We start from the raw sequence: 252 nt of genomic DNA, 5'->3' as shown, positions 1-252 counted from the left end.
CGTGAAGCGCAAACATTATTACGGGCAAATGGAAGTATTAGTCCTGAATTACTGGGTCGCCAGGCAAGTTATCGTATTTTTGGTACGGCACCCGGCGCTTATGGCGCAGGCATTAACCGTTTAGCTGAACGCTCTGGTGCTTGGCAAGAGCGCAAACAATTAGGTGAAGCGTATATTAAGCGTATGAGCCATGCCTATGGTGTGCCGAGTAAAAATGTTGAAACGGGTAGTAATGTACAGGCATTATTTCGC

The 252-nt window shown here is 46.8% G+C and carries 1 protein-coding gene; it reads left to right on the top strand.

The annotated features are described in order from the left end of the window. On the top strand, positions 1-252 hold a 252-nt coding region (locus ACX6CF_RS27330; RefSeq protein ID WP_458788514.1), incomplete at both ends, for a cobaltochelatase subunit CobN.

This window comes from Vallitalea sediminicola, assembly GCF_054408565.1.
This window is presented reverse-complemented; position numbering and strand designations above follow the sequence as displayed.